The organism is Actinosynnema sp. NPDC023658 (assembly GCF_040639995.1).
Lineage (GTDB): Bacteria > Actinomycetota > Actinomycetes > Mycobacteriales > Pseudonocardiaceae > Actinosynnema.
The window spans coordinates 1-2,297 of the sequence record NZ_JBFAAX010000876.1 but is presented as its reverse complement, the minus strand read 5'-3'; the positions used below and the strand labels follow the sequence as shown (position 1 = coordinate 2,297).

Annotated in this window: 3 protein-coding genes; 2 read left to right on the top strand and 1 reads right to left on the bottom strand. The window is 67.6% G+C overall.

Translation table 11 applies throughout. The annotated features are described in order from the left end of the window. Nucleotides 1-27 precede the first annotated feature (27 nt). Nucleotides 28-291 (bottom strand): helix-turn-helix transcriptional regulator, encoded by a 264-nt coding sequence (locus tag AB0G02_RS35875; RefSeq protein ID WP_360803615.1) that lies wholly within the window; start codon nt 289-291, stop codon nt 28-30. 273 nt (nt 292-564) lie between these two features. Between AB0G02_RS35875 and AB0G02_RS35870 the strand changes: the two genes are divergently transcribed. Both AB0G02_RS35870 and AB0G02_RS35865 read left to right on the top strand, forming a co-directional pair. Beyond that, nucleotides 565-1,809 (top strand): extracellular solute-binding protein, encoded by a 1,245-nt coding sequence (locus AB0G02_RS35870; protein WP_360803612.1) that lies wholly within the window; start codon nt 565-567, stop codon nt 1,807-1,809. 20 nt (nt 1,810-1,829) lie between these two features. Then, a partial coding sequence (locus AB0G02_RS35865; RefSeq protein ID WP_360803609.1) for a sugar ABC transporter permease occupies nt 1,830-2,297 on the top strand: 468 nt, incomplete at its 3' end.

The following is a 2,297-nucleotide window of genomic DNA, read 5'->3' as shown; positions in this document are numbered from 1 at the left end:
ACGCGACCCTGGTCGACGACAGCCCGCTCAACATCGATGGCGCGGTGGTCGTGCGTACGGGTGCCGCCAGCCGGGCCGGCGGTGGTCGGTGTCCCACACCAGGCCGATCAGCCCGGACCGCTTGGTCGCCAACGCGCGCGCGGACTCGTTGGGCCGGTAGTCGAGCTCGCGGGCCACCCGCTCGACCACTTCGCGCTTTTCCTTGCTGACCGTCAGGGGCTGGTTGATAACGCGTGAAACGGTCGCCACGGACACCCCGCACAGCTGCGCGATCTCACGGATCGTGGTCATCTCCCGCCCTTTCTTTGTAACCGCTTACAGACGTCCATCCGGTGCCTCCTGACCAGGGTGGACACGGTACCACCTGCGGAAACGCGAAAGCTCTGGAACGGTCAGGTTATCGGTTCGTTACTTGACGGTGTCGCGGGCCGGGGCTGTCATGTACACCACACCGGCCGGGTGCACGCCACGGCCGAATTCCCCGGAAACCCGCGGAACGACCCTCCGTGAGTCCGGCGTGCCCGAAAACGGACGGCTTATTCGATGGAGAGGGAGAGCCGCGACATGAGACGAACTCCGACCCTGGTCGGCGCGGGACTGCTGGCCGCGAGCCTGCTCGCCGGCTGCACCAGCGGTGCCGACGACGGCAAGACCAGGATCACCATCGGGCTGTTCGGCAACTACGGCTACCAGCAGCTGTTCGAGGAGTACGATAAGGCGCACCCGGACATCGACATCACCGACCGCACCGCCTCCTACTCCGACCACCACAAGAACCTCGCCGCCCACCTGGCCACGAACAACGGCGCCGCGGACATCGAGGCCGTCGACGTCGGCTACATCAACCAGTTCAAGGCCAACCCCGGCCAGTTCGTCGAGCTGAAGTCCGACATCAAGGACCGCTGGCTGGACTGGAAGTGGGAGGGCTCGCTGTCCAAGGACGGCAAGCAGATCGGCTACGGCACCGACATCGGCGGCCTGGCCATCTGCTACCGCCGCGACCTGTTCGAGGCCGCCGGCCTGCCCTCCGACCGCGACCAGGTCTCCGCGCTGTGGCCGACGTGGGAGCAGTTCATGGCCACGGGCAAGCAGTTCGCGGCCAAGGCGCCGGCGGGCGCGAAGTTCTTCGACGGCGGCCCGACCGTGCTCAACGCGATCGTCGGCCAGGCACCCACCGGCTACTACGACAAGAACGACAAGATCGTGGTCGGTGACAACGCGGAGATCAGGAAGGGCTGGAACCTCGTCTCGCAGGCCGTGGCCGACGGCCTGTCCGCCGGGCTGCTGCACAGCACCCCGCAGTGGAACACCGGCTTCAAGCAGGGCCAGTTCGCGACGCTGGCCTGCCCGGCCTGGATGATGGCCAAGATCAAGGACCAGGCCCCGGACACCGCGGGCAAGTGGGACCTCGCGGCCGTGCCGGGCGGTGGCGGCAACTGGGGCGGCTCGTACCTGACCGTGCCCAAGCAGGGCAAGAACGTCGACAAGGCCGTCCAGCTGGCCACCTGGCTCACCGCCCCCGAGCAGCAGGCCAAGGTCTTCGCGAGCGCCGGCCTCCTGCCGTCCGCGCCGAAGCTGTACAGCGAGGAGTCGGTGGCGAAGAAGACCGACCCGTTCTTCCACGACGCCCCCGTCGGCAAGGTGTTCACCGACGCGGCCCGCGCCCTCAAGCCGCAGTACCAGGGCCCGAAGGCCGGTGACGCGCAGACCGAGCTCGGTAACGCCATGCAGCGCGTGGAGCAGGGCAAGCAGAGCCCGGACGAGTCGTGGAACCAGTTCGTGGGCGACGCCAAGAAGCTCGAGGACTGAGAACGGGAACTGAGGAGACAATGAAGACGGACTGGCGCGAACGCCGCCACCGGTGGGACATCCGGTACGCGCCCTACGCCTACATCGCGCCGTACTTCCTGCTGTTCGCGGTGTTCGGCCTGTTCCCCCTGCTCTACACCGCCTGGGTGTCGCTGCAGGACCGCAACCTGCTCGACGGCGGCGCGGCCGAATTCGTCGGCGTGGACAACTACGTCAAGCTGCTCACCGCGGACCCGTACTTCTGGAACGCGATGGGCAACACGCTGAGCCTGTGGCTGCTCACCACCGTCCCGCAGATCCTGTTCGCGCTCGGCATCGCGCAGCTGCTCAACCGGCGGCTGCGCGGCCGGACGTTCTTCCGGATGGGCGTGCTGCTGCCGAACATCACCTCGGTGGCGGCGGTGACGATCATCTTCGCCCAGCTGTTCGGCCGGGACTTCGGCCTGATCAACTGGGTGCTGGAGCTGTTCGGCGCGGGCCGCGTCGAC